This is a genomic window from Serinicoccus sediminis, from assembly GCF_004153545.1.
Classification (GTDB): domain Bacteria; phylum Actinomycetota; class Actinomycetes; order Actinomycetales; family Dermatophilaceae; genus Ornithinicoccus; species Ornithinicoccus sediminis_A.
Map to the genome: position 1 here is coordinate 38314 of NZ_SDVA01000015.1, position 22024 is coordinate 60337.

A 22024-nucleotide genomic window follows, 5' to 3' on the forward strand; every position below is an offset into this window, starting at 1 on the left:
GCCCGGCGGACGACGGAGGCGCCCACGGCACGGGCGTGCGGGAGACTGACCGGGTGGACGACCTCGACGTGACGCCGGGACCCGGTGCCCCCCAGGGCCTGCGGGTGCCCGCCGGGGAGCTCGCCGAGCAGTTCTCCCGCGCCTCCGGACCGGGAGGGCAGGGGGTCAACACGGCCGACACGAGGGTGCAGCTCAGCCTGGACCTGGCCACGACCACGGCCCTGAGCGACGAGCAGCGCGAGCGGGTCCTGTCGCGGCTGGCGGCCCGCCTGTCCGGCACCGTGCTCACCGTGACCGCCAGCGAGCACCGCACCCAGCTGCGCAACCGCGGCGCCGCCCGCCGACGTCTCGCGGAGCTGCTGCGGGAGGCCGTGGCCCCGCGGACCGCCCGGCGCCCCACCCGGCCCACCCGGGGGTCCCAGCGCCGCCGCGGCGAGGCGAAGTCGCGGCGCTCCCAGCTCAAGCAGCAGCGCCGCCGGCCCCGACCCGAGTGAGCGGGAGGGCTCCGTCGCGCAACGGGCCCGGGTCGGGGCGGTGGCGGGGCCGCCGACCCGTCCGGCGACTCCTGGCCCGGTCCGGACAGGCCGCCGCGCCCACTAGACTGCTGACCCCGTGGCACTCACCATCGGAATCGTCGGCCTGCCCAACGTGGGCAAGTCCACCCTCTTCAACGCGCTGACCAAGAACTCCGTGCTCGCGGCGAACTACCCGTTCGCGACGATCGAGCCCAACATCGGCGTGGTGCCGCTCAAGGACACCCGGCTGGACCGGCTGGCGGAGATCCACGGCAGCGCCAAGATCCTCCCGGCCACGGTGAGCTTCGTCGACATCGCGGGGATCGTGCGCGGCGCCAGCGAGGGGGAGGGCCTGGGCAACAAGTTCCTCGCCAACATCCGGGAGGCCGACGCGATCTGCCAGGTCGTCCGCGCCTTCCGCGACGACGACGTCGTGCACGTGGACGGGCGGATCAGCCCGAGCGACGACATCGAGACGATCAACACCGAGCTCGTCCTGGCGGACCTGCAGACGCTGGAGAACGCCATACCCCGCCTGGAGAAGGAGGTGAAGGGCAAGCGCACGGACAAGGAGGTCCTCGACACCGCCCTGTCCGCCCAGCAGGTGCTCGAGCGGGGCGACACGCTGTATGCCGCCGGCGAGACCGCGGGCGTCGACATGGCCATCGCGCGCGGCCTGGGCCTGCTCACCACCAAGCCCTTCCTCTACGTCTTCAACCTCGACGAGGACGGCCTCACCGACGAGGCCCTGCACGCCGAGCTGGCGGCGACCGTCGCGCCGGCCGAGGCGATCTACCTCTCCGCCAAGCTGGAGGCCGACCTGGCCGAGCTCGAGGAGGACGAGGCGCGCGAGCTGCTGGAGTCGGTCGGGGTCACCGAGCCGGGGCTGGACCAGCTGGCCCGGGTCGGGTTCGACACCCTCGGCCTGCAGACCTACCTCACCGCCGGCCCCAAGGAGTCGCGGGCCTGGACCATCCGCAAGGGCTCGACCGCGCCGCAGGCGGCCGGGGTCATCCACACCGACTTCGAGCGCGGCTTCATCAAGGCCGAGGTCGTCAGCTTCGAGGCCCTCGACGAGCTCGGCTCCATGGCGAAGGCCAAGGAGGCGGGCAAGGTGCGCATCGAGGGCAAGGACTACGTCATGGCCGACGGCGACGTCGTGGAGTTCCGCTTCAACGTGTGACCGACGCGGCGGGTGACCCCCTGGCGGCCCTCAAGTCCGATACAAGGTGGATGCAAGGAGCCGGGCCCACCCTGGGACCGGACGTCGGGCATGCCGGCGCCCCGGCTCCGCTGCCCGGAGCTGCCCGCCACCGGCCTCCACGTGGTCGAGGACGTCCACCGTCCTGACCACGTGTGGATGCGCCACCTCGTGAAACGGAGCACCACCGTGACCATCGACGCCACCGTCAGCCCTGCCGAGCCGCTGCGCGACCGCATACCCGGCGGGAGCTATCTGCCCGGCGACATCGGCTACGACGCCGCCCGCCTGCCCTGGAACGTCGCCGTCGACCAGCGGCCCGCAGCCGTGGTGACGCCCCGCGACCCTGCGGAGGTCCGAGAGGTCGTCCGCATCGCTGCCGAGTGCGGGCTGAAGGTCGCCCCGCAGTCGACGGGCCACAACCCGGGGCCCCTGGCCGCGCGTGGTCTGGAGAACACCGTCCTGCTGCGGACCTCCAGGATGAGCTCGGTGGTCGCGGATCCGGTCCGCGGGATCGTCCGGGCCGAGGGGGGAGCGCTGTGGGAGCCGGCCGTGGACGTGGCGGCAGACCACGGAGCGGCGGTCCTCCACGGCTCGTCCCCGGACGTCGGGGTGGCGGGCTACAGCCTCGGCGGTGGGATCGGCTGGTATGCCCGCAAGCTGGGGATGGCGGCCAACAGCGTGACGGCCGTGGAGCTGGTCACCGGCGACGGCTCGCTCGTCCGCGCGTCCGCGGTGGAGAACGCCGCGCTCTTCTGGGCGGTGCGGGGTGGCGGTGGGAACTTCGGGGTCGTCACCGCGCTGGAGTTCACGATGTACCCGGTCACCTCGGTCTACGCGGGGTTCATGCTGTGGGAGCTCACCGACATCGAGCCGGTCCTGCGTGAGTGGGCGTCCTGGGCGCCGACCGCGCCCGAGGAGGTGACCACCTCCTTCCGGGCCATGCGCTTCCCGCCCCTGCCCGAGCTCCCGGACTTCATCCGCGGACGACAGATCGCCATCATCGACGGCGCCGTGCTCGACGGGTCCGACCGACCTGAGGAGGTGCTCGCCGGGCTGCGGGCCAAGAAGCCGCTGATGGACACCTTCGCGCACGTGCCGACCTCTGCGCTGAAGCGGCTGCACATGGACCCCGAGGGTGGCGCACCGGCGGTCTCGGACTCGACCATGCTCGCCGGGCTGCCGGACGCGGCCGTGGACGCCTTCCTCGACCAGGCCGGGCCGGACGCGGCCACCTCGCTGCTGAGCGTCGAGCTGCGTCAGCTCGGTGGGGCCCTGGGCCGCCCCGCCGAGGGGGCCGGGGCGCTGGATCGGCTCGACGGCGCGTTCGCGGCGTTCGGCGTCACGATCGCCGCGACCCCCGAGCTCGGCGTCCGAGGGCACGCGGACGCCGTGCGGCTCACCGACGCGCTGCGCCCGTTCAGCACCGGGAGCGAGCTGCTCAACCTCCAGGAGAACCCCACCGATGCCTCGCGCGCCTTCTCGGCCGAGCGGTGGAGCCGGCTGAGGGAGATCCGCCGGACGGTCGATCCGCACGACGTCTTCTCCGCCAACCACCACGTGCCCCTGGCGGAGGAGGCTGAGCACGCGTCGCTGTGACCACATGCGGGGTCGAACGGTGCCCGGTCCGCTGACACGCGGACCGGGCCCCCACGTATCTCCTGCCTCGAGCTCGCCTCCGATGGTCAGGACGACCGCTCGCCGACGGCGGCGTCCGAGGAGGGCTCGACCATGGACATGACCAGCTGCCCGGAGTGCGGGGCGGTCGCCGAGGTGCAGTGGCGCGACGTGCTCGAGAGCACCGACGGTCCGGTCGAGCACGCCAAGGTCCTGTGCCTGCAGCGGCACTGGTTCCTGCTGCCGGTGGCCTGGCTCGTCCGACCGGCGGCACCGCCGGGCCGGGACGCTTCTCGCCTCAGCGACGGGCCGGTGCGTTCCCGTCGCGGGTCGAGGTGAGGATCTGGGGGCCGTCGTCGGTGATGGCCACGGTGTGCTCGCTGTGCGCGGTCCGGCAGCCGGTCGCGCTGCGCAGGGTCCAGCCGTCCGGGTCGGTGACGAGGCGGTCGGTGTCGGCCATCACCCAGGGCTCGAGGGCCAGGAGCATGCCCGGCCGGAGCCGGTAGCCACGCCCGGGGCGGCCGTCGTTGGCGACGTGCGGGTCCTGGTGCATGGTCGTGCCGATGCCGTGCCCCCCGAACTCGAGGTTGACGGCATACCCGGCGTCGGTCAGCACGGAGCCGATGGCGTGGGAGATGTCGCCGGTACGGGCCCCCACCGTGGCCGCGGCGACGGCCGCGGCCAGCGCGCGCTCGGTCGTCTCGATCATCCGCTCGTCCCCGGGGTGGCGCGCCTGCCCCACCACGAAGCTCACCGCCGCGTCCGCAGCCACCCCGTCCAGGCGGACGGCGAGGTCGAGGCTGAGGAGGTCGCCGTCGGTCAGGGCGTAGTCGTGCGGCAGCCCGTGCAGGACGCCGTCGTTCACCGAGGTGCAGATGTAGTGGCCGAAGGGACCGCGGCCGAAGGAGGGTGCGTAGTCGACGTAGCACGACTCCGCCCGGGCGTCGCGGATCATCTCCTCGGTCCACCGGTCGATCTCCAGCAGGTTGGTCCCGACCCGCGCCCGCTCGCGCATGCTGCGCAGGATCTCGCCGACGAGCCGACCGGTGACGCGGGCCCGGTCGAGCTGGTCAGGGCTGAGGATCTCCACCATGTCGATAACTATACCGGTATGATCGTCCCGCCATGGTCAGACTTCCGCTCACCGCCCAGGACCGCGAGCGCGGTCGACGTCTGGGGTCCGTGCTGCGGCAGGCCCGGGGCGACAGGCCCATCTACGACGTCGCCGACGCGGCCGGGGTGTCTCCGGAGACCCTGCGCAAGATCGAGACCGGTCGTATCGCGACGCCGTCCTTCGCCGTCGTGGCGTCCCTGACCGGCGTGCTGGGTGTCTCCCTCGACGAGCTGTGGGGCGAGGTGCTCGCGGCGGAGGGTGGCGTCGAGCCGGTCGGGGAGCGGCTCAGGCGGTGACCTGTTCAGAGACCGGCCTGGTCCGCGCCGTACGTCGCCTGGTCCTGCGTGTAGCCCTCGAACACCAGTTGGTCGATGAGCCCGCTGCGTGAGAAGCCCATCATGTCCAGGTAGCTCTGCGCGGACTTGGCGGCCTGTGCGTTGTAGTCCACGTCCAGGCTGTCCACGGCTGCCGTCGCGTCCTCGGTGGAGTAACCCTCGAACTCCAGCTGTTCGATGAGGCCGGTGCGCGAGAAGGCGGTGAACTCTAGGTAGCTCTGAGCGGAGCGGACGGCGTTCTGCTGCGCGTTGGACATGCCTGACGTGTCCGCTGCCGGAGTGTCGGCGGCCTCGTTCGCGGCGGCCTGCTCGACCTGCTCGGCCTGCTCCTCCGCGACGGCCAACGCCTCGGCCTCGGCGTCCTCGGCCCGCGTCAGCGCCTCCTCGAGCTCGGTCTCGGCGTCCGCCGCCCGAGCCTCCGCGGCCCCGAGCTCAGCCTCGGCCTCCGCCGCACGAGCCTCGGCGTCCTCGGCCCGTCGGTCCGCCTCGTCGGCGCGGTCCTGCGCATCCTGCTGGGCCTGCTCGGCCTCCTCCGCCCGTTGCTCCGCATCAGCCAGGCTGGCTGCCGCGGTGCTGCTCTCGTCCTGCGTCGGGGACGGGGAGGAGGCGGTGTCCTCTGAGGCTCCCGCGCACCCGCTCAGCAGCGCCACGCTGGCCAGGATCGCAGCGGTACGACGGTGTGGTCGCGTCATCGTGAACTCCTCGAGATGTGCCCCGCCCGGTGGTGGCGCAACTCTAGGTCAGCAGTCGCGGTGTGTCCGGTCAGGCGTTCCCGTCGTGGATTGGAAGAGCTCAGGCGGTGACCTGCCGGCGGCGCTCGCGGCGCACGGCGATGAAGGACCGGACGCCGAGGACGAGGTAGATCACGAGCAGCACGAAGGTGATCGTCCCGGCGACGACGGCCAGCGGGCGCTCGGCGTCCCCCGACACGAGGTCGCCGAGGCCCAGGACGTTGCGGATGGTGCCGAGGGCACCCAGGAGCGCCACCACCAGCGCAGCGTGGATCCAGACCTTGGGGTTGGTGCGGCCCAGCACGCCGCAGACCGCGAGCACGACGCCGAGGATCGCCGGGATGAGGGCGGTCCAGCTGGACATGCCCGCGGCGAGCCACCCGACCACCCCCACGACGACGAGCACGATCCCCAGGAGGAGGGTGGTGCGCGGCATGGACGAGTTCTGCATGGTGCTCCTTCACGGATCGGTGGGGGCACCCAGGATATCGGCGCCGAGGCTCGCTCCCCCGCCCGAGGGAAGCGTGGTGGCGTGGTGCCTGGGCCGACAGGCGGGTGTCGGTGGCGGCGCCTAGCATGAGGCGGTGACCTGGACGAGCACGACGTGACGGCGGACCGCGCCACCCGCACCGAGACCACCACCGACCCTGATCCCGCCCGCTGGCGCATCCTGGCGGTGACCCTGGCGGTCGGCTTCATGTCGCTGCTGGACGTGACCATCGTCAACGTCGCCATCCCCTCGATGCGCGAGGGCCTGGACACCTCGGCGGCCTCGATCCAGTGGGTCGTGTCCGGGTATGCCCTCACCTTCGGCCTCATGCTCGTGACCGGGGGTCGGCTCGGGGACGCGTGGGGGCGGCGCCGCATCATGCTCGTGGGGCTGGCCGGGTTCGTGCTGGCCAGCGCGGCCTGCGGGCTGGCGCCGACCGCGGGGGTGCTCGTGGCCGCCCGCCTGGTGCAGGGGCTGTCGGCAGGTCTGCTGGCGCCGCAGAACACCGGGCTCATCCAGGACCTCTTCACCGGGGCCGAGCGGGGCCGGGCCTTCGGCCTGTTCGGCCTGGTGGTGTCGGTGGCGTCGGGCATCGGGCCGGTCCTCGGCGGCATCATCATCACCCTCGCCGGGGAGGACGGCGGCTGGCGCTGGGTCTTCCTCGTCAACGTCCCGATCGGCCTGGTGCTCCTCGTCGCCATCGCGCGCATCGTCCCCGACCTGCGCGGCTCGGACCAGGACCCGCGGCTGGACCTGGTCGGCGCCCTGCTGCTGGGGGTCGCCGTCATGTCCCTGCTGCTGCCCGTCGTGGCCCTGGAGTCGGGGGACACCTGGGCCCTGGGCCTGCTCGTCGGCGTCCCGGTCTTCGCCTGGGCCTTCGTGGCCTGGGAGCGGCGGCTGTCCCGCACCGGCGGGATGCCGCTGCTCGACGTCGGCCTGCTCCGGCGCACCCCCGGCTATGCCAACGGCATCGTCGTCGGCACGCTCTACTTCACCGGTTTCACCGGGGTCTTCCTCGTCCTGTCGATCTACCTGCAGGACGGTCTGGGCTACTCCACCCTCGTGACGGGGCTGCTGCTGACGCCCTTCGCGGTCGGCTCGGCCATCTCCTCCCCGTGGGCCGGGCGAGCCGTGACCCGGGTGGGTCGACCGCTGGTGGTGAGGGCGCTCCTGGTCATGATGAGCGGGCTCGTCTTGCTCGGGGTGCTCGTCGGCCCGGCGCAGGACACCCGGTGGCTGTGGCTGGCGCTGGCCGCGCCGCTGCTGCTCGCGGGGCTCGGCGGTGGCGCCGTGGTCTCGCCCAACTTCACCCTCACGCTGGCCAGGGTGCCGCAGCGGATGGGCGGCGCCGCCGGCGGAGCGCTGCAGACCGGGCAGCGCGTGGGGTCGGCCATCGGCGCAGCGGTGCTGGTCACGGCCTACCAGATGGGTGCCGGCGGCGGCGACGACGCGGCCGGCGGGCTCCGGGCCGCCCTCGGGGCGGCGCTCGTGCTGCTCCTCGCGGCCCTGGCCGCGGCGTTCTGGGACGGCCGGCGCCGGGCCGCCGCGCAGGACGCCGACGAGGAGTCCGACGAGGAGGAGAGCGGCGTCCCGGGCTAACCCTGGCCGGTCGGCGGGGCGGTGAACGCGGCCAGGAAGTCCACCAGCAGGCGCGCGCTCTGCTCGCGGGGCAGCGCCTCGACCAACGCCAGCACGGCGGGCAGGTCGAGCTCTCCGCCCTCCCGCGCGGCCCGCGCGAGCGCCACCGGGTCGGGCACCTCGGCCGCTCCGGCTCCGTCGTCGGTGCGGGGAGCCGCGCGCCCGCGCACGTCGTCCGCCCCCGCGACGAGCGCCTCGGTCAGCTCGAGCAGCACGCCCAGGCTGGCCGGGGTCAGCGTCAGGTGGGTGGTGCGCGGCAGCGCCGTGCCGTCCTGCTGCGTCAGCGCGGGCTGGCCCTGCAGCACGAAACCGCGGGCGGCCACCGCCTGCGCCCACGCGTGCGGGTCGACCTGCTGGTGCGCGGGCACGCCGGGGTCGGTGCCGACGGCCAGCAGGGGCCCGGTCGGCTCGCCGACCACCCGCAGACCCGCGATGCCGTCGACGACCTCGCGGACCTCGGCGGTGGCGCGGGCCACCCCGGCCGTGAGATCGGCATACCCCTGCGTCCCGAGGTGGGTGACCACGGCCCAGGCGGCGGCGAGCGACATGGCCGAGCGGGAGCCGAGCACGGTCGGGTTGACGACGGGGTACCCGGGCCAGTCGGTCAGCGCGTAGTAGCGGGCCCGGTCCAGCGCCGGGTCGGTGACGAGCAGCACCGAGGCCCCCTTGGGGGCGTAGCCGAACTTGTGCAGGTCCGCCGAGATGCTCGTGACGCCCGGCACCGAGAGGTCCCACGGCTCCGCCCCCTCCCACCACGGGAGCACGAAGCCGCCGACGCACGCGTCGACGTGGCACGGGATGCCCCGCTCGGCCGCGGCGGCCGCGATCCCGGTCACCGGGTCGAGGACGCCGTGGGGGTATGCCGGAGCGCTCGCGACCGCCAGCGCGGTCGCCTCGCCGAGGTGCTGCGCGAGGCGGTGCGCCGGCAGGGTGCCGGTGGCGGGGTCGACCGGCACCGGCACCACGTCGAGGCCCAGGTAGTGGGCGGCCTTGTGGAACGCGGCGTGCGCGGTCGTCGGCGCCACGACCCGCGGGGTGCGCGGGTCGCCGGGGTGGGTCTCGCGCCAGCGCTCCCGCGCCGCGAGGACGGCCAGCATGATGCTCTCGGTGCCGCCGGAGGTCACCGCCCCGCTGGTGGCGGGTCCGCCCCGCAGCACCTCGCGCGCGAAGGTCACGAGGTCGGCCTGCATGAGGGCCACCGAGGGGAAGGTGGTCGGGTCGAGCCCGTTGACCGCCTGCACCCGGGCGGCGGCCTCACCGGCGAGGGCGTCCAGCTCGGCCAGCCCGCTGTCGTAGACGTAGCTGAGGACGCGGCCACCGTGGGTGGGGGCGTCGTGGGCGCGGTAGGCGTCGAGCTGGGCCAGCACCTGCTCGCCGTTCGGGCTCATGGGGGACCTCCTGGGATCGGGTCGGGCACCGCGCCCGCGCTGACGGGGTCGGTGTAGCGACGGAGGACGAGCAGGCTCGCGGCCACCAGCAGGGCGGGGACCACGGAGAACGCCAGGACGATGGCGACGCCGGCCGCGGCGGGCTGGGCCAGCTGCTCGCCGGCGGTGCTGGAACGGAAGCCGGTGGCGCCGAGCAGGAGGAGCAGCACGACCGGGCCGAGGGCCAGGCCGCTGGTCTCACCGGCGGTCCACAGGCCGCTCATCGCGCCACCGCGCGCGCGTCCGGCCGCGGTGACGACGTCGGGCAGCATCGCCAGCGGGAAGAGCTGCATCCCGGCGTAGGCGACGCCGGCCACGCCCACCACCGGGTAGACCCACCACCCGGGCAGCCACAGCAGCCCCACGAGCGCGAGGGAGGCTGCTGCGAAGATGGCCGACGCCAGCCCGAGCCCGGCCGGTTTGCCACGGGACGCGGCATACCGCGCCCACAGCGGCATGACCAGCAGGGCGGGCGCCACCAGCGCGGCGAAGAGCAGCGTCAGCGCGCCCTCGTCGCCCAGGGTGTACGCCGCGACGTACTGCGCCGCGGCGAGCATGACGCCCGTGGCCAGGGCCTGCAGCACGAAGACCGACAGCAGCACGCGGTATGCCGTCACCTCGCGCCAGACCACGAGGCCCTCGCGGTAGCCGGCGACGGCACCGGGTGACGTGGAGGGGGTGCGCCGCAGGTGAGGGCGCGTGGCGACGACGGTGGCGAGCATCCCGGCCAGGAGCAGGGCCGCGATGCCGAGCGCCATGACGAGGTAGCCGGGCCGGCCGCCCCCGGCGGCGTCCCGCAGGGCGGGGCCGCCCGCGCCGACGAGCAGGATCGCCAGCGCCAGCACCGCGATGCGCCACGCCATGACGCGGGTGCGCTCGTCGTAGCCCTGGGTGAGGTCGGCGGGCAGCGCGATGTAGGGCACCTGGAAGCAGGAGAAGGAGGTGGTGGCGAGCACGAAGAACACCAGCACCCACAGCCCGGCGGCCGCGGGGCCCAGGCCGTCGGGGGTGGCGAACATCCCGACGAAGCCCACGGGCAGGGTCAGCGCGCCGGCCAGCATGAGCCGTCGACGCCCGACGTGCGAGGCGGCGTCCCGGTCGCTGACGGCACCCACCAGCGGGTCGATGAGCACGTCCCAGACCTTGGGCAGCACGACGACGACCGTCGCCAGCAGGGCCGGCACCGCGAGCGTGTCGGTGAGGTAGTAGGCGAGCACCAGGCCTGGGAGGGTGCTGAAGCCGCCGGTGCCCACGCTGCCCGCGGCATACCCCGCCACGGCCGAGCGCGGCAGGCGAGGGTGCATGCCGAGCAGCGTAGCCAGCGGACCCTGCGACCGGGTCCGACGCGCGGGACAGCCTCGTGAGACAGCCTCGTTGGCGGCCTCGTGCCGACCGGCGTCAGCCGGCGAGGAAGTCCAGCCGGACCCTCCGGTCGGCGTTGTCGACGTTGAGGTCGACGAGGCAGATGCTCTGCCACGTCCCGAGCGCGAGCCGACCGCCGTCGACCGGGACGGACGCGTAGGGCGGGACGAGCGCGGGCATGACGTGGGAGCGGCCGTGGCCGCGGCTCCCGTGGGCATGGCGCCACCGGTCGTCGGCCGGCAGCAGGTCGCCCAGGGCCGCGAGCAGGTCGTCGTCCGAGCCGGCGCCGGTCTCGATGATGGCGATGCCCGCCGTGGCGTGCGGGACGAACACGTGCAGCAGCCCGTCGCCCAGTCCGGCGACGAAGCGCTCGCAGTCGCGGGTCAGGTCGTGGACGACCTCGTCGCCCCCGGTCCTCAGGTCCAGCGTCGTCGTCTGCATGACTCCAGCATCGCCGATGGCCCCGGGTGCTGTCAGGGCGGGGAGACGGCCACCCCGAGCAGCTCGGCCAGCCGCCGGGCGTCCTCGGGTGCGTGCACCTTCACGTCGTTGTCGAAGTAGACGTAGACGTCGGCCTGCTCGCGCCAGCGCTCGATGCGACCGGCCCAGGTCGCCAGCGCCTCGTCGGAGTAGCCGCTGACGTAGAGCTCGGTGTCTCCGTGCAGGCGGACGTAGACGACCGGGCTCGTCACCGCGTCGTAGAAGGGCCACAGGCCGGCGCTGTCCGCGACGACCACGCCGACCTGCTGCTCGCGCAGGAGGTCCAGGAACTCCTCGTTGCCGGCGAAGGAGTCGTGGTGGCGCACCTCCAGGACGTGCTCCAGCGGGCGGTCCGCGTCGATCTCGAGCCACGTGCGGTCGGCCACCCGGTCGTCGTGGCCGCGCGCCACCTCCAGTGCCGCCCCCGTGGTCCGGGGGAGGCGGGACAGGAAGTCGGACAGCTGCTCCCGGTCGTAGCGGTGGCGGGCCGGCAGCTGCCACAGCAGCGGACCCAGCTTCGGGCCGAGGGCGAGCACCCCGGAGGCGAGGAAGTTGGCCAGCCCGGTGTCGACGTCGCGCAGCCGCTTCATGTGCGTGATGAAGCGGCTGCCCTTGACGCCGAAGACGAAGTCCGGCGACGTCTGGTCGGCCCACTCCTGGTAGCTCGCCGGTCGCTGGAGGGAGTAGAACGACCCGTTGAGCTCGATGGTGGCGAAGCGCTGCGCGGCGTACTCCAGCTCGCGCCGCTGCACCAGGCCGGGCGGGTAGAAGACGCCGCGCCACGGGCGGTACCTCCAGCCCGAGATCCCGACGCGCACCGTGCCCATCGTCCGACGGTATGCCCTCGGCCGGGGCCCCGCAGGTCGCACCGGTAGCGTGCAGCCATGGCACGGATGGACGGGACCTTTCTGCTCACGGGACTGCGCGGGACGGTGGCGCCCAAGGTGGCGGCCCGGCTGTCCGAGCTGGGGGGCGACGTCGTCGGCTGGGACCGGTCGGCCGTGCCCCCCGACGACGTGGCCGCGGGGGAGGCCTTCCTCGCCGACGTCCGGCCGGCCGGCATCTTCCACCTCGGGATGGGGGCGGAGGCGTGGGCCGGCCGGCTGGCGGCGTACGCCCGGGACCACGAGCTGCCCTTCGTGGTGACCAGCTCGGTCTCGGTCTTCGGGGACGCCCCCGGCGACCCCGACGGCCCGTTCCGTCCCGCGGACACCCCGACCGCCCGGGACGACTACGGCAGCTACAAGGCGCGGTGCGAGCAGGCGGTGCGCGAGGCATACCCGGAGGCGGTCGTCGCCCGCATCGGCTGGCAGGCCGACCCCGACGGGGTGGGCAACAACATGGTGGCCCAGCTCGCCGCCCAGGCCGACTCCGCCGGTGGCGTCGTCCGGGCCAGCCGGGGGTGGCGACCCGCCACGTCGTGGATGGAGGACACGGCGGTCGCGCTGGTGGACCTGGCGGGGTCGGGGCGCTCGGGCACCGTCCACCTGGACGCCAACGCCGCGGACGCGTGGACCTTCCCGGACGTGGTCCGGCACGTCGCCCGCGTCACCGGGCACGCCTGGACCGTCGAGGAGCACGACGAGCTGGAGCACGACTCCCGCCTCGTGGGTGACGAGGACCTCATCCGCCCGCTGTCCGCGCGGTCCTGATCCTGCGGTCCTGCGCCGGCGGGCCACCCGGCCCCGGCCGGTGCCGACCCGCGACCCGGGTGGGTCAGAGCATCATGCCGCGCAGGGCGAAGTAGAAGAGGGCCGAGAGCAGTGCCGAGGCCGGCACCGTGATGATCCAGGCCGAGACGATGCGGAAGAGGTGCTCGCGCCGGACCTGCTGCCGCTTGAGCGCCTTCTTGAGCTTGCGCCGCTGGGCGGCCGTGATGACGGCCTCGTGCCCCATGTCGCTGAGCTGGCGCAGCATGTCGCGCTTGGTCTCCGCGTCGGCGTTGACGAAGGTGTAGAGCATCCGCTCCACCTCGGCGATGTGCTCGTCGCCCTGGTGGCTGTGGAGGACGTCCTCGACGGCCTTGGCCATCCGCTGGTCGAGGTACTCCCGGAGGAACCCGACCCCGAAGATGCCGCCGAGCGCCACGTGGGTGGAGCTGACGGGCAGCCCGAGCTGGCTGGCCACGATGACCGTCATGGCGGCGCTGAGCGCGACGCAGAAGGCCCGCGAGCGGTCCAGCTGGGTGATCTCGGAGCCGACCGTGCGGATGAGGCGCGGGCCGTAGAGGGCCAGGCCCAGCGAGATGCCGACGGCCCCGATGACCAGCACCCACAGCGGGATGCCGGCCTCCCCGTCCGCGCCGATCCCCCCGCTGGTCAGGGCCTCGACCACCCCCGCCAGAGGCCCCACCGCGTTGGCGACGTCGTTGGCGCCGTGGGCGAAGGACAGCAGCGCGGCCGCGCACACGAGGGGCACGGTGAACAGCGCGTTCACGCCTTCCCTCGAGTGCTGCAGCGTGGGCGAGCGGCGGGCGATGCCCGGGCGGGTGAGGAAGAAGGTGAGGACACCCGTGACGACACCGAGGGCGAAGGCGACCGGGCTGCTCACCTCGACGATGTTCTGCACGCCCTTGAGGGCCAGGTAGGTGGTGAACGTGCCCGCCATGAGGCCGAGCAGGTAGGGCAGGTAGCGGGTGGCGGCCTCGACCGGGTCGACCTGCCACAGCACCTTGCGCTCCAGGACGTAGAGCAGGGCGGCGGCGAGCAGGCCGCCGGCGACCGGCGAGATGACCCAGCTGGCGACGATCGCGCCCATGACCGGCCAGTTGACGATGGCGAAGCCGGAGGCCGCGATGCCGGCGCCCATGACGCCGCCGACGATGGAGTGGGTGGTCGAGACGGGGGCGCCGAGCCAGGTGGCGATGTTGAGCCAGATCGCCGCGCCGAGGAGCGCCCCGATCATCACCCAGACGAAGACCATCGGGTCGCCGATGTCGGCGGGGTCGATGATGCCGTTCTTGACGGTGCTGACCACGTCGCCGCCCGCGATGATGGCGCCGGCGGCCTCGAAGACGGCGGCGATGACGATCGCCGTCCCGAGGGTCATCGCCCGGGACCCGACCGCGGGCCCGACGTTGTTGGCCACGTCGTTGGCGCCGATGTTCATCGCCATGTAGCCCCCGATGAGCGCGGCGGCGATGAGCAGCCAGGCGTGGTCGAGGTGGCCGAACTGGGCGCGGGTGAAGATGAGGACCCCGGCCAGGAAGACGGCCGCCAGGGCGAGCCGGCGCAGCTGTGCCGGACCGCGGGTGGTGATGGACTCGATCTGGCGATACTCCGTCAGCTTCACCGGGCCATACCTTTCACCCGCGACGCGGGGACGGGAGGCCCTGAGGCCACTCACGAGACACCTGACGGTAACCGCCTCGTAGCGCAGGAGCAATCTGCGCTCAGTCCGGGCCGGACGGGCCCTCCTCCGCCCGCGGGTCGACCGGCTGCGTCCCGCCCGCGCCGGCGAGCCGCCGGTAGACCTCGACCAGGTGCGCGGCCGCCGCGGTGCTGTCGAAGCGGGCGGCGATCCGCGCGGCGCCCCGGCGGGCCGCGGCATACCTCTCCGGGTCGGTGCGCAGGGCGCTGATGGTGGCCCCGAAGGCCTCCTCGCCGCAGCGCACGACGTCCTCGCCGAAGGTGTCGTCGTACTCCCGCAGGTCGCGGACGACCACCGGCAGACCCGCGGCAGCGGCCTCCAGGACGCACACCGGGTGGTTCTCCTGCTCGGCGGGCAGGCAGAAGGCGTCGGCCGCCCGCAGGTATGCCGTCACCTCCTCGCGCGGGACGGCGCCGGTGAAGGTGAGGTTCGCGGGCGCGGTCTCCATCAGCCGGCGCATGGCACCGTGCTCGGCCCCGAGGCGGCCGAACGGGATGCCGCCGAGCCACACGAAGCGGACCTCGGGAAGCTCGCGCGCCAGCCGGACGACGACGTCGACCCGCTTGCGCGGCTGCACCTGGCCGACCCCGACCACGAGGAAGGTGCCAGGGTCCACCCCCCGGTGCCGGCGCGCCGCCACCCGCCCCGCCGCGTCGGTGGCGAAGACCCTCCTGTCGACCGTGTTGGGCACGGTCTCGACCCGCTCGGGCGGCACCCCCAGCTCGTCCACCAGCGTCCGCGCCACCGCGTCCGAGACGGCCAGGACCCGGTCCGCCCGGCCGTAGAACCACCGCATGTACCGCCGGGCGAGGGGACGCCACGCCCGCGCCCACCGCACGGAGCCCACGAGCGAGTCCGGGACGACGTGCGCCGACACCACCGTCGGCGTGCGCGGGTCGAGGAGCTTGGGCCACACCGCCCAGCCCAGGGTGTGCAGGTGGTAGACGTCGCAGTCCACCCGCCGGCCGTAGACCCCCCTCACCACGTCCACGTCGCCACGCCGCTCGAGGGCCTGCGCCATCTCGAGGTAGGCGGAGTGCACGCCGTGGCCCTGCACGCTGATGTCGCTCTCGCTGGCCATGTTGACCACGAGCGGCCCCGTCCGGCTCATGGCTGACCCCTCATCCGGTCAGCCCGGGGACCCAGCGGTCCAGGACGGCGAGGACGCCGAAGGTGTAGGCGACCAGCGCCCACGGCTTGAGCGCCAGGACGAGCAGGACGAAGGTGCGCCAGCGCATCCGGGACAGGCCGGCCAGGCAGCACAGCAGGTCGTCCGGGGCCAGCGGCAGGGCGATCCCCAGCGCGAACCACCGGGAGAAACGGCGGTGCTGCAGCCAGCCGAGCCACCGCCGGACGGTGCCGGGGCGGAAGCGGGCGGTCAGCAGGTCCTGCCCGACGTGCCGGGACAGGGCGAAGACCGCGACGGAGCCCAGGCAGGTGGCGCAGTAGGCCGCCACCAGACCGACGACCGGCCCGAACAGGACGGGCCCGGCGATGATCGTCACCGATCCCGGGACGACCGGGAAGACCGCCTCCGCCGCCCCGGCCAGCGTGTAGACCACGGGGGCCAGGACCCCCAGACCGGCCAGCAGCTCGCGCAGCTCGGTGACGGAGGTGAGCGTCCCGGACCGGACCCCCCAGACCACGGCCAGGCCCAGCGCCACCCAGCCGCCCACCGCGGCCCGGCGGGCCCGGCGCAGCCACGCTTGCGCCCGGGCGGACCCGGCCGGAGTCCGTGCGGGACCCTCCGGACCGGCGGTGGACGCGGTGGTCGTGGCCGCGTCGTCCGGTGCGGCAGGGGCGGGGTGCCGCGTCACGAGCAGCCCGGTGCTCACGCGGCCATCCCGGCGCGCTGCGGCCCCGCGGCCTGGTCGTAGGCAGCGCACACCGCGCTCGCGAAGGCCTGCCGGCCGAGGCCGGCGGCGGTCCGGACGGCCCGCCGACCCCACCGCCGCCGCAGGTCCGGCTCCTGCAGCAGCCGGGTCAGCGACCGGGTGAACTCCTCCGGCGTGGTGCAGCGCTGGCCGTTGCGGCCGGCGACCACGACACCGTCGAGGGCGGCGTCGTCGCGGCAGACCACCGGCACCCCGCTGGCCAGGGCCTCCAGGAAGGTCAGCCCCTGGGTCTCGGTGCGCGAGGCGGAGACGAAGACGTCCGCCAGCCGGTAGAGCTCCGGGACCCGGGACGGGTCGACCGCCCCGACGAAGCGCACCCGGGAGCCCATCCCCAGCCGGTCGACCTGCCGTCGCAGGGCGCCCGCCTGGGGCCCGTCACCGGCGACGACGAGCTGCCACGGACCCGCCACCCCGGCGAGCAGGTCGAGGACCTCGGTGACGTTCTTCTCGACGGCCAGGCGCCCCAGGCTCAGGACGACCGGGACGCCCGGGGCCAGTCCCAGCGCCGCCGAGAGCTCGCGCGACGGCGCGCCCGGCGCGAACCGGGCCAGGTCGACACCGGTGGGGACGACGGCGATCGGCGGGCGGACGGCATACCCCTCCAGCAGCCGGCGGATCTTCTCGGTGGGGGCGATGACGAGGTCGGTCCGGTCGAGGGTGCGCCGCGCGAAGGAGGCGCACAGGGCCCGTCCCAGCCGCTCGTGCGGGCAGAAGTAGTGGGTGTAGTCGGCGTACAGCGTGTGGTAGGTGTGCACGTGGGGGACCGAGAGGCGGTGGGCGAGGCGCCGGGCCCACCAGAAGGCGACGAACTCGGTGTGCGAGTGCAGGACCGCGGGCCGCCACCGGACCAGCTCGGCCAGCAGGTCGCCGTCGACCGGCCGACCCAGCCGGGCGTGCGGGTAGATGTGGCTGGCGTCCAGGGAGGGCAGCCGGTAGACCCCGCCGTCGAAGGTGGTGCGGCGGGTGGGCCCGACGGTCAGCACGCGCACCTCGTGCCCGGCCTCCAGCAGCCCTCGGCGCAGCTCGTCGACCGAGCTGACCACCCCGTTCACCGTGGGGCGGTAGGAGTCGGTGAGCAGCAGGACCCGGCGTCGGCCGGGCTGCGACCGCGGCGTGAGCAAGGGGTGCACGGGCATACCGCCAGCGTGGCCGCCCGCGGGCCGAGGCCACCAGGGGGCGGGCCACCACGGTGGCGGGGGGCTACCCCACGGCCCGCCCGGGGGCGACGTGGTCGGTGCCGCGTTAGCGTGGCAGCCATGGACGCCTTCCAGGACCTGCTCGTCGACGGCTTCTCCCGGGTGCAGGAGGGGGTCGGTGCCGTCCTCGACGGACTGTCGCCGGACCAGCTGCGGTGGCGGCCCGACGACGCGGCGAACCCCGTGGGCTGGCTCGTCTGGCACCTGCTCCGCCAGCAGGACGCCCAGCTCGCGCAGCTCGCGGGTCTGGGGCAGGCCTGGGACCAGGGCTGGCGCGAACGCCTCGACCTGCCCTACGCCCCGGACGCCATGGGCTACGGGCAGGACGCCGCGGAGGTCGGCCGGTTCGAGCTGGGCGACCCGCAGCTGCTCGTGGGGTATGCCGGCGCCGTCCACGAGCTCACCCGCCGGCTGGTCGAGGGGCTGGACGCGCAGGGGCTGGAGCGGGTGCTGGACGACTCCTACGATCCCCCGGTGACCGTCGGGGTGCGGGTGTGCTCGGTGCTCGAGGACGCGCTCAAGCACCTGGGGCAGGCGGAGTACGTCAAGGGCCTGGCCCAGCGCCGGTGACGCCGGCCCGCGGGGGTGCCGCGGAGCTCAGACGGGGGCATCCTCGAGGGTGGGTGGGCCCAGCTCGTCGTCGACGAAGACGGGACGGGCGGCCCGCACCCCGGCGACGGCCAGCGGCACGCCGCTGAGGGCGAGCAGCACGAGGACCAGCTGCCAGTCGCCCGTCCAGGAGTGGATGAGGCCCACGAGGAAGGGGCCGGCCGCCGCGAACAGGTAGCCGATCGGCTGCACGAAGCCGGACAGCCCGGCGGTGACCTCAGGTCGGCGGCTGCGGGCGGTGAGCAGGGCGATGACGGTCGGGAAGGCCCAGCCCGACAGTCCCAGCACCGCGACCCACAGCCAGGGCAGGGCGGCCGGCGCGAGGAGCAGACCAGTGTAGCCGAGGACGGCGAGGACCCCGAAGCCCACCATCCAGGGGGTGAGGGTGCGGGAGCGGTGGATGACCGTCGGCATGAGCAGCCCGCCCACGATGCCGGTCGCGGTCAGCGACCCGGTGAGCAGCCCGGCGGACGTGGCCGAGAGCCCCGCGTCGCGGTAGATCTGCGGGAGCCACCCGAACTGCACGTAGGCGTTCATCGACTGCATGCCGAAGAGCACGGTGAGCGCCACGGCGGTGGGGGAGCGGACCAGCTGCCCGGTGGGCAGGCCCGAGCCGCCCGGAAGGACCGTCCCGCGCTCGCGGCGGGCGACGAGCAGCCACGCGACGAGGGCGGTGGCGGCGACGCCCGCCCACAGCCCCAGCGCCCCGCGCCACCCCGCCCCCGTGGCCGTGACGGGGGCCGAGAGCGCCGCCCCGGAGGCCCCGCCGACGGTCAGCCCGGTGCTGTAGATCGTCATGAGGCGCACGCCCGCCCCGGGCTGCCGCTTGATCCAGGCCGGCACCAGCACGTTGCCGACCGCCATGCCGCCGAGGGCGGCGGCGGACAGCACCACGAAGGGCACGGTCGAGCCGGTGAGGACCCGCAGCCCCAGCCCCAGCACGACGAGCGCCAGGCCGAGGCAGATGGTGCCGGTGAGCCCCCACCGCCGCGACAGCGGCACCGCGGTGGCACCCAGGACGCCGAAGCACAGCCCCGGCAGCGCGGTGAGCACACCGGCGACCGCGGGGCTGACGCCGACGCCCGTCTCCAGCTCGGCCAGGACGGCCCCGATGGAGGTGGCGCCGGGGCGCAGGTTGATCGAGACCAGGGCCACCGCCAGCAGGGTGAGCAGCCCCAGGGGAGCGGCGCGCCCCCCGGCGCGGGTGTCGGCGCCGGGGCGCCGCCCCTCAGTCACGCAGGGCGTCGATCACGGCGTTGAAGGTCGACGACGGGCGCATGGCGGCGAAGGCCTTGGCGTCGTCCGGGTGGTAGTAGCCGCCCAGGTCGACCGGGCTGCCCTGCACGGCCACGAGCTCGTCGGCGATCTGCTGCTCCTTCTCGGTCAGCTCGGCCGCGACCGGGGCGAACCGCTCGGCGAGCGCGGCGTCCTCGCTCTGCTCGGCCAGCGCCTGCGCCCAGTAGAGCGCGAGGTAGAAGTGGCTGCCCCGGTTGTCGATCTGGCCCAGCCGGCGGGCCGGCGAGCGGCCCTCGGTGAGCACACGTCCGGTCGCGGCGTCCAAGGAGTCGCCCAGCACCCGGGCCCGGTCGTTGCCGTCCCGGTCGGCCAGGTGGCGCAGCGACTCGGCCAGCGCCAGGAACTCGCCCACGCTGTCCCAGCGCAGGTAGTTCTCCTCCGCGAGCTGCTGGACGTGCTTGGGGGCCGATCCGCCGGCGCCGGTCTCGAAGAGCCCGCCGCCGTTCATCAGCGGCACCACCGAGAGCATCTTGGCGCTGGTGCCGACCTCGAGGATGGGGAAGAGGTCGGTGTTGTAGTCGCGCAGCACGTTGCCGGTGACCGAGATGGTGTTCTCGCCCTCGCGGAGGCGCTCCACCGACAGGCGGGTGGCCTCGACCGGGGAGAGGATCCGCAGGTCCAGCCCGTCGGTGTCCTCCTCCGCGAGGTAGGCCTCCACCTTGGCGATGAGGTTGCGGTCGTGCGCGCGCTCCTCGTCCAGCCAGAAGACCGCGGGGTCGCCGGTCGCCCGGGCCCGGGTGACGGCGAGACGGACCCAGTCGCGGATCGGCTCGTCCTTGGTCTGGCAGGCGCGCCAGATGTCGCCGGCCGCGACCTCGTGGCGCAGGAGCACGTCGCCCCCGGCGGTGACGACCTCGACGGCGCCGTCCGCGGCGACCTCGAAGGTCTTGTCGTGCGAGCCGTACTCCTCGGCCTTCTTGGCCATGAGCCCGACGTTCGGCACCGAGCCCATGGTCGTGGGGTCGAAGGCGCCGTTGGCCTTGCAGTCCTCGATGACCGCCTGGTAGACGCCGGCGTAGGAGGAGTCCGGGATGACGGCGAGCGTGTCGGCGGTCTCGTCCGAGGGCCCCCACAGCTGGCCGCCGTTGCGGATCATCGCCGGCATGGAGGCGTCGATGATGACGTCGCTCGGCACGTGCAGGTTGGTGATGCCCTTGCGGGAGTTGACCATCGACAACCGCGGGAGCTGCGCCAGGCGCTCCTCCACGGCGGTCCGGACCTCGGGAGCCTGCTCACCGAGGGCGTCGAGCCCGGAGAGGATCCCGCCCAGCCCGTCGTTGGGCGACAGGCCCGCGGCGGCGAGCTGCTGGCCATACCGCTCGAAGACGTCGGCGAAGAAGACCGTGACGGCGTGCCCGAAGACGATGGGGTCCGAGACCTTCATCATGGTCGCCTTGAGGTGCAGCGACCACAGCACGTCGTCCTGCGCCGCCTCCTCGACCGTCGCCGCGAGGAAGTCCTCGAGGGCGCGCGCCGACATGAAGGTGGCGTCCACGACCTCCCCGGCCAGCACCGGGACCGACTCCTTGAGCACGGTGGTGGTGCCGTCGGCGGCGACGTGGCGGATGGTCAGGGTGTCGTCGCTCTGGACGACGACCGAGTCCTCGTTGTGCCGGAAGTCGCCGGCGTCCATCGTGGCGACCCGGGTGCGGGAGTCGGCGTCCCACTCACCCATCGAGTGGGGGTAGGCGCGCGCATAGCTCTTGACCGCCTCGGGGGCGCGTCGGTCGGAGTTGCCCTCGCGCAGGACCGGGTTGACCGCCGACCCCTTGACCTTGTCGTAGCGGGCGCGGGCGTCGCGCTCTTCGTCGCTGTCCGGGCTCTCCGGGTAGTCCGGGAGGTCGTAGCCCTGCTCCTGCAGCTCGGCGATCGCCGCCTTGAGCTGCGGCACGGAGGCGGAGATGTTGGGCAGCTTGATGATGTTGGCGTCCGGCGTCGTCGCCAGCTCGCCGAGCTCGGCGAGCGCGTCACCCACCTGCTGGTCGGCGTCGAGGCGGTCGGCGAACTGCGCCAGGATGCGCCCGGCCAGGGAGATGTCGCGGGTCTCCACGTCGATCCCCGCCGCGCCGGCGAAGGCCTCGATGATCGGCTTGAGCGAGTAGGTCGCCAGCAGCGGAGCCTCGTCGGTGCGGGTGTAGATGATCGTGGACATGCCTCTCCCTGGTCGGTGGCGTCGGGGCGTGCGGTCCAGAGTCTACGGGTGCCGGTCCGCGCTACCAGGGCGGCTCGTCGTCGTCCCGGGGGACAACGACACCGGGTGCGGCGGCGCCGCTCGCCATGGCCCAGCAGTCCGTCGGGTGGTAGGGCCAGGCGGCGCGGTCGAGGAAGTCCTCGACCCGCAGCCGGGCGTGCCGCTCGCTGACCCGACGCAGGTCCTCGGCCAGGCCGCGCCGACGGACCTCGTGGGCCAGGGCCTGAGCCAGGTAGTCGTTCTCGTCGGGGCGGCGTTGCTGCGCCACTGCTTCCGCCGCCGCGAGCAGCTCGTCGCTCTCGAGCCCGGGGAGACCGGCGTGGGTGGGGGCGGGCAGGACCTGACGGACGACCGGGCGGGGTGGCTGGGGAGTGGCCAGGTGGCGCTGCCAGTCGTAGCCGGGGTCGGCGAGGAGGTTCTGGCGCAGCTGGGTCAGCACCCGGTCGCCGGGCACCGCTCGCTGGTCAAGGGGCACCATCCGCTTCGCCGGGAGCGTGTCCACAGGCGTACCCGTGGACCCGTCCTGACCAGCAGCTCGGGCGGCCACGTGCGCCGCGT

Annotated in this window: 22 protein-coding genes; 8 read left to right on the forward strand and 14 right to left on the reverse strand. The window is 74.0% G+C overall.

What is annotated here, in order from left to right:
• Positions 1-53 precede the first annotated feature (53 nt).
• The 4 genes from arfB (at position 54) to EUS26_RS13435 (ending at position 3672) form a co-directional block, all read left to right on the forward strand.
• Complete coding sequence (gene arfB, locus EUS26_RS13420) at positions 54-494, forward strand: alternative ribosome rescue aminoacyl-tRNA hydrolase ArfB (RefSeq protein WP_130014329.1); 441 nt, start codon at positions 54-56, stop codon at positions 492-494.
• 118 nt (positions 495-612) lie between these two features.
• A complete protein-coding gene (ychF, locus tag EUS26_RS13425) occupies positions 613-1698 on the forward strand; it encodes a redox-regulated ATPase YchF (RefSeq protein ID WP_130014330.1) in 1086 nt (361 codons plus the stop codon).
• A gap of 189 nt (positions 1699-1887) precedes the next feature.
• Complete coding sequence (locus EUS26_RS13430; RefSeq protein ID WP_202865152.1) at positions 1888-3315, forward strand: FAD-binding oxidoreductase; 1428 nt, start codon at positions 1888-1890, stop codon at positions 3313-3315.
• 132 nt (positions 3316-3447) lie between these two features.
• Positions 3448-3672 carry a hypothetical protein gene (locus EUS26_RS13435; protein ID WP_130014331.1) on the forward strand — a complete coding sequence of 75 codons (225 nt, stop codon included), beginning with the start codon at positions 3448-3450 and terminating at the stop codon, positions 3670-3672.
• On the opposite strand, the gene map is transcribed toward EUS26_RS13435, so the two are convergent.
• Positions 3632-4426, reverse strand: coding sequence for a type I methionyl aminopeptidase (gene map, locus EUS26_RS13440; protein ID WP_130014332.1), 795 nt, complete (start codon positions 4424-4426; stop codon positions 3632-3634). The two genes, EUS26_RS13435 and map, sit on opposite strands and share 41 nt — an antisense overlap.
• 32 nt (positions 4427-4458) lie before the next feature.
• Here map and EUS26_RS13445 point away from each other — a divergent pair, with 32 nt between their 5' ends.
• The gene (locus EUS26_RS13445) at positions 4459-4743 is read left to right on the forward strand and encodes a helix-turn-helix domain-containing protein (protein WP_130014333.1); all 285 of its coding nucleotides are present in this window, start codon (positions 4459-4461) and stop codon (positions 4741-4743) included.
• Between the two features lie 5 nt (positions 4744-4748).
• Here EUS26_RS13445 and EUS26_RS13450 read toward each other — a convergent pair whose 3' ends face one another.
• Both EUS26_RS13450 and EUS26_RS13455 read right to left on the reverse strand, forming a co-directional pair.
• Positions 4749-5474, reverse strand: coding sequence for an Ltp family lipoprotein (locus tag EUS26_RS13450; protein WP_130014334.1), 726 nt, complete (start codon positions 5472-5474; stop codon positions 4749-4751).
• A 100-nt stretch (positions 5475-5574) separates the two neighbouring features.
• On the reverse strand, positions 5575-5964 hold the full coding sequence (locus EUS26_RS13455; RefSeq protein WP_130014335.1) for a hypothetical protein: 390 nt from the start codon (positions 5962-5964) through the stop codon (positions 5575-5577).
• Positions 5965-6117: 153 nt separating this feature from the next.
• Between EUS26_RS13455 and EUS26_RS13460 the strand changes: the two genes are divergently transcribed.
• Positions 6118-7602, forward strand: coding sequence for an MFS transporter (locus tag EUS26_RS13460; protein WP_238148986.1), 1485 nt, complete (start codon positions 6118-6120; stop codon positions 7600-7602).
• Here EUS26_RS13460 and EUS26_RS13465 read toward each other — a convergent pair.
• The 4 genes from EUS26_RS13465 to EUS26_RS13480 all read right to left on the reverse strand — a co-directional run bounded on the left by EUS26_RS13465 (position 7599) and on the right by EUS26_RS13480 (position 11737).
• Positions 7599-9029: a pyridoxal phosphate-dependent decarboxylase family protein gene (locus EUS26_RS13465; protein WP_130014336.1), complete on the reverse strand. Its 1431-nt coding sequence runs from the start codon at positions 9027-9029 to the stop codon at positions 7599-7601. The genes EUS26_RS13460 and EUS26_RS13465 overlap by 4 nt on opposite strands.
• On the reverse strand, positions 9026-10372 hold the full coding sequence (locus tag EUS26_RS13470; protein ID WP_130014337.1) for an MFS transporter: 1347 nt from the start codon (positions 10370-10372) through the stop codon (positions 9026-9028). Before EUS26_RS13470 ends, EUS26_RS13465 begins: the two co-directional genes overlap by 4 nt.
• A gap of 94 nt (positions 10373-10466) precedes the next feature.
• Entirely contained in the window at positions 10467-10871 is a 405-nt protein-coding gene (locus EUS26_RS13475; protein WP_130014338.1) for a secondary thiamine-phosphate synthase enzyme YjbQ, read from the reverse strand.
• Positions 10872-10903: 32 nt separating this feature from the next.
• The gene (locus tag EUS26_RS13480; RefSeq protein ID WP_130014339.1) at positions 10904-11737 is read right to left on the reverse strand and encodes a DUF72 domain-containing protein; all 834 of its coding nucleotides are present in this window, start codon (positions 11735-11737) and stop codon (positions 10904-10906) included.
• Positions 11738-11794: 57 nt separating this feature from the next.
• Here EUS26_RS13480 and EUS26_RS13485 point away from each other — a divergent pair, with 57 nt between their 5' ends.
• Complete coding sequence (locus EUS26_RS13485) at positions 11795-12562, forward strand: sugar nucleotide-binding protein (RefSeq protein WP_130014340.1); 768 nt, start codon at positions 11795-11797, stop codon at positions 12560-12562.
• Between the two features lie 64 nt (positions 12563-12626).
• On the opposite strand, the gene EUS26_RS13490 is transcribed toward EUS26_RS13485, so the two are convergent.
• The 4 genes from EUS26_RS13490 to EUS26_RS13505 all read right to left on the reverse strand — a co-directional run bounded on the left by EUS26_RS13490 (position 12627) and on the right by EUS26_RS13505 (position 17310).
• The gene (locus tag EUS26_RS13490; protein WP_238148987.1) at positions 12627-14201 is read right to left on the reverse strand and encodes an inorganic phosphate transporter; all 1575 of its coding nucleotides are present in this window, start codon (positions 14199-14201) and stop codon (positions 12627-12629) included.
• Between the two features lie 100 nt (positions 14202-14301).
• Complete coding sequence (locus EUS26_RS13495) at positions 14302-15390, reverse strand: glycosyltransferase family 4 protein (RefSeq protein ID WP_130014341.1); 1089 nt, start codon at positions 15388-15390, stop codon at positions 14302-14304.
• Positions 15391-15400: 10 nt separating this feature from the next.
• Positions 15401-16114 (reverse strand): TVP38/TMEM64 family protein, encoded by a 714-nt coding sequence (locus tag EUS26_RS13500; protein WP_238148988.1) that lies wholly within the window; start codon positions 16112-16114, stop codon positions 15401-15403.
• Positions 16111-17310: a glycosyltransferase gene (locus EUS26_RS13505; protein WP_130014342.1), complete on the reverse strand. Its 1200-nt coding sequence runs from the start codon at positions 17308-17310 to the stop codon at positions 16111-16113. The genes EUS26_RS13500 and EUS26_RS13505 overlap by 4 nt, the downstream gene beginning before the upstream one ends.
• A gap of 120 nt (positions 17311-17430) precedes the next feature.
• On the opposite strand from EUS26_RS13505, the gene EUS26_RS13510 reads away from it, so the two are divergent.
• Entirely contained in the window at positions 17431-17940 is a 510-nt protein-coding gene (locus tag EUS26_RS13510; RefSeq protein ID WP_130014343.1) for a mycothiol transferase, read from the forward strand.
• 27 nt (positions 17941-17967) lie between these two features.
• On the opposite strand, the gene EUS26_RS13515 is transcribed toward EUS26_RS13510, so the two are convergent.
• The 3 genes from EUS26_RS13515 to EUS26_RS13525 form a co-directional block, all read right to left on the reverse strand.
• Positions 17968-19215 (reverse strand): MFS transporter, encoded by a 1248-nt coding sequence (locus tag EUS26_RS13515; RefSeq protein WP_130014344.1) that lies wholly within the window; start codon positions 19213-19215, stop codon positions 17968-17970.
• Positions 19208-21427, reverse strand: a complete 2220-nt coding sequence (locus EUS26_RS13520; RefSeq protein WP_130014345.1) for an NADP-dependent isocitrate dehydrogenase — start codon at positions 21425-21427, stop codon at positions 19208-19210. The genes EUS26_RS13515 and EUS26_RS13520 overlap by 8 nt, the downstream gene beginning before the upstream one ends.
• Positions 21428-21488: 61 nt before the next feature.
• Positions 21489-21944 (reverse strand): hypothetical protein, encoded by a 456-nt coding sequence (locus EUS26_RS13525; protein WP_130014346.1) that lies wholly within the window; start codon positions 21942-21944, stop codon positions 21489-21491.
• Positions 21945-22024 lie beyond the last annotated feature (80 nt).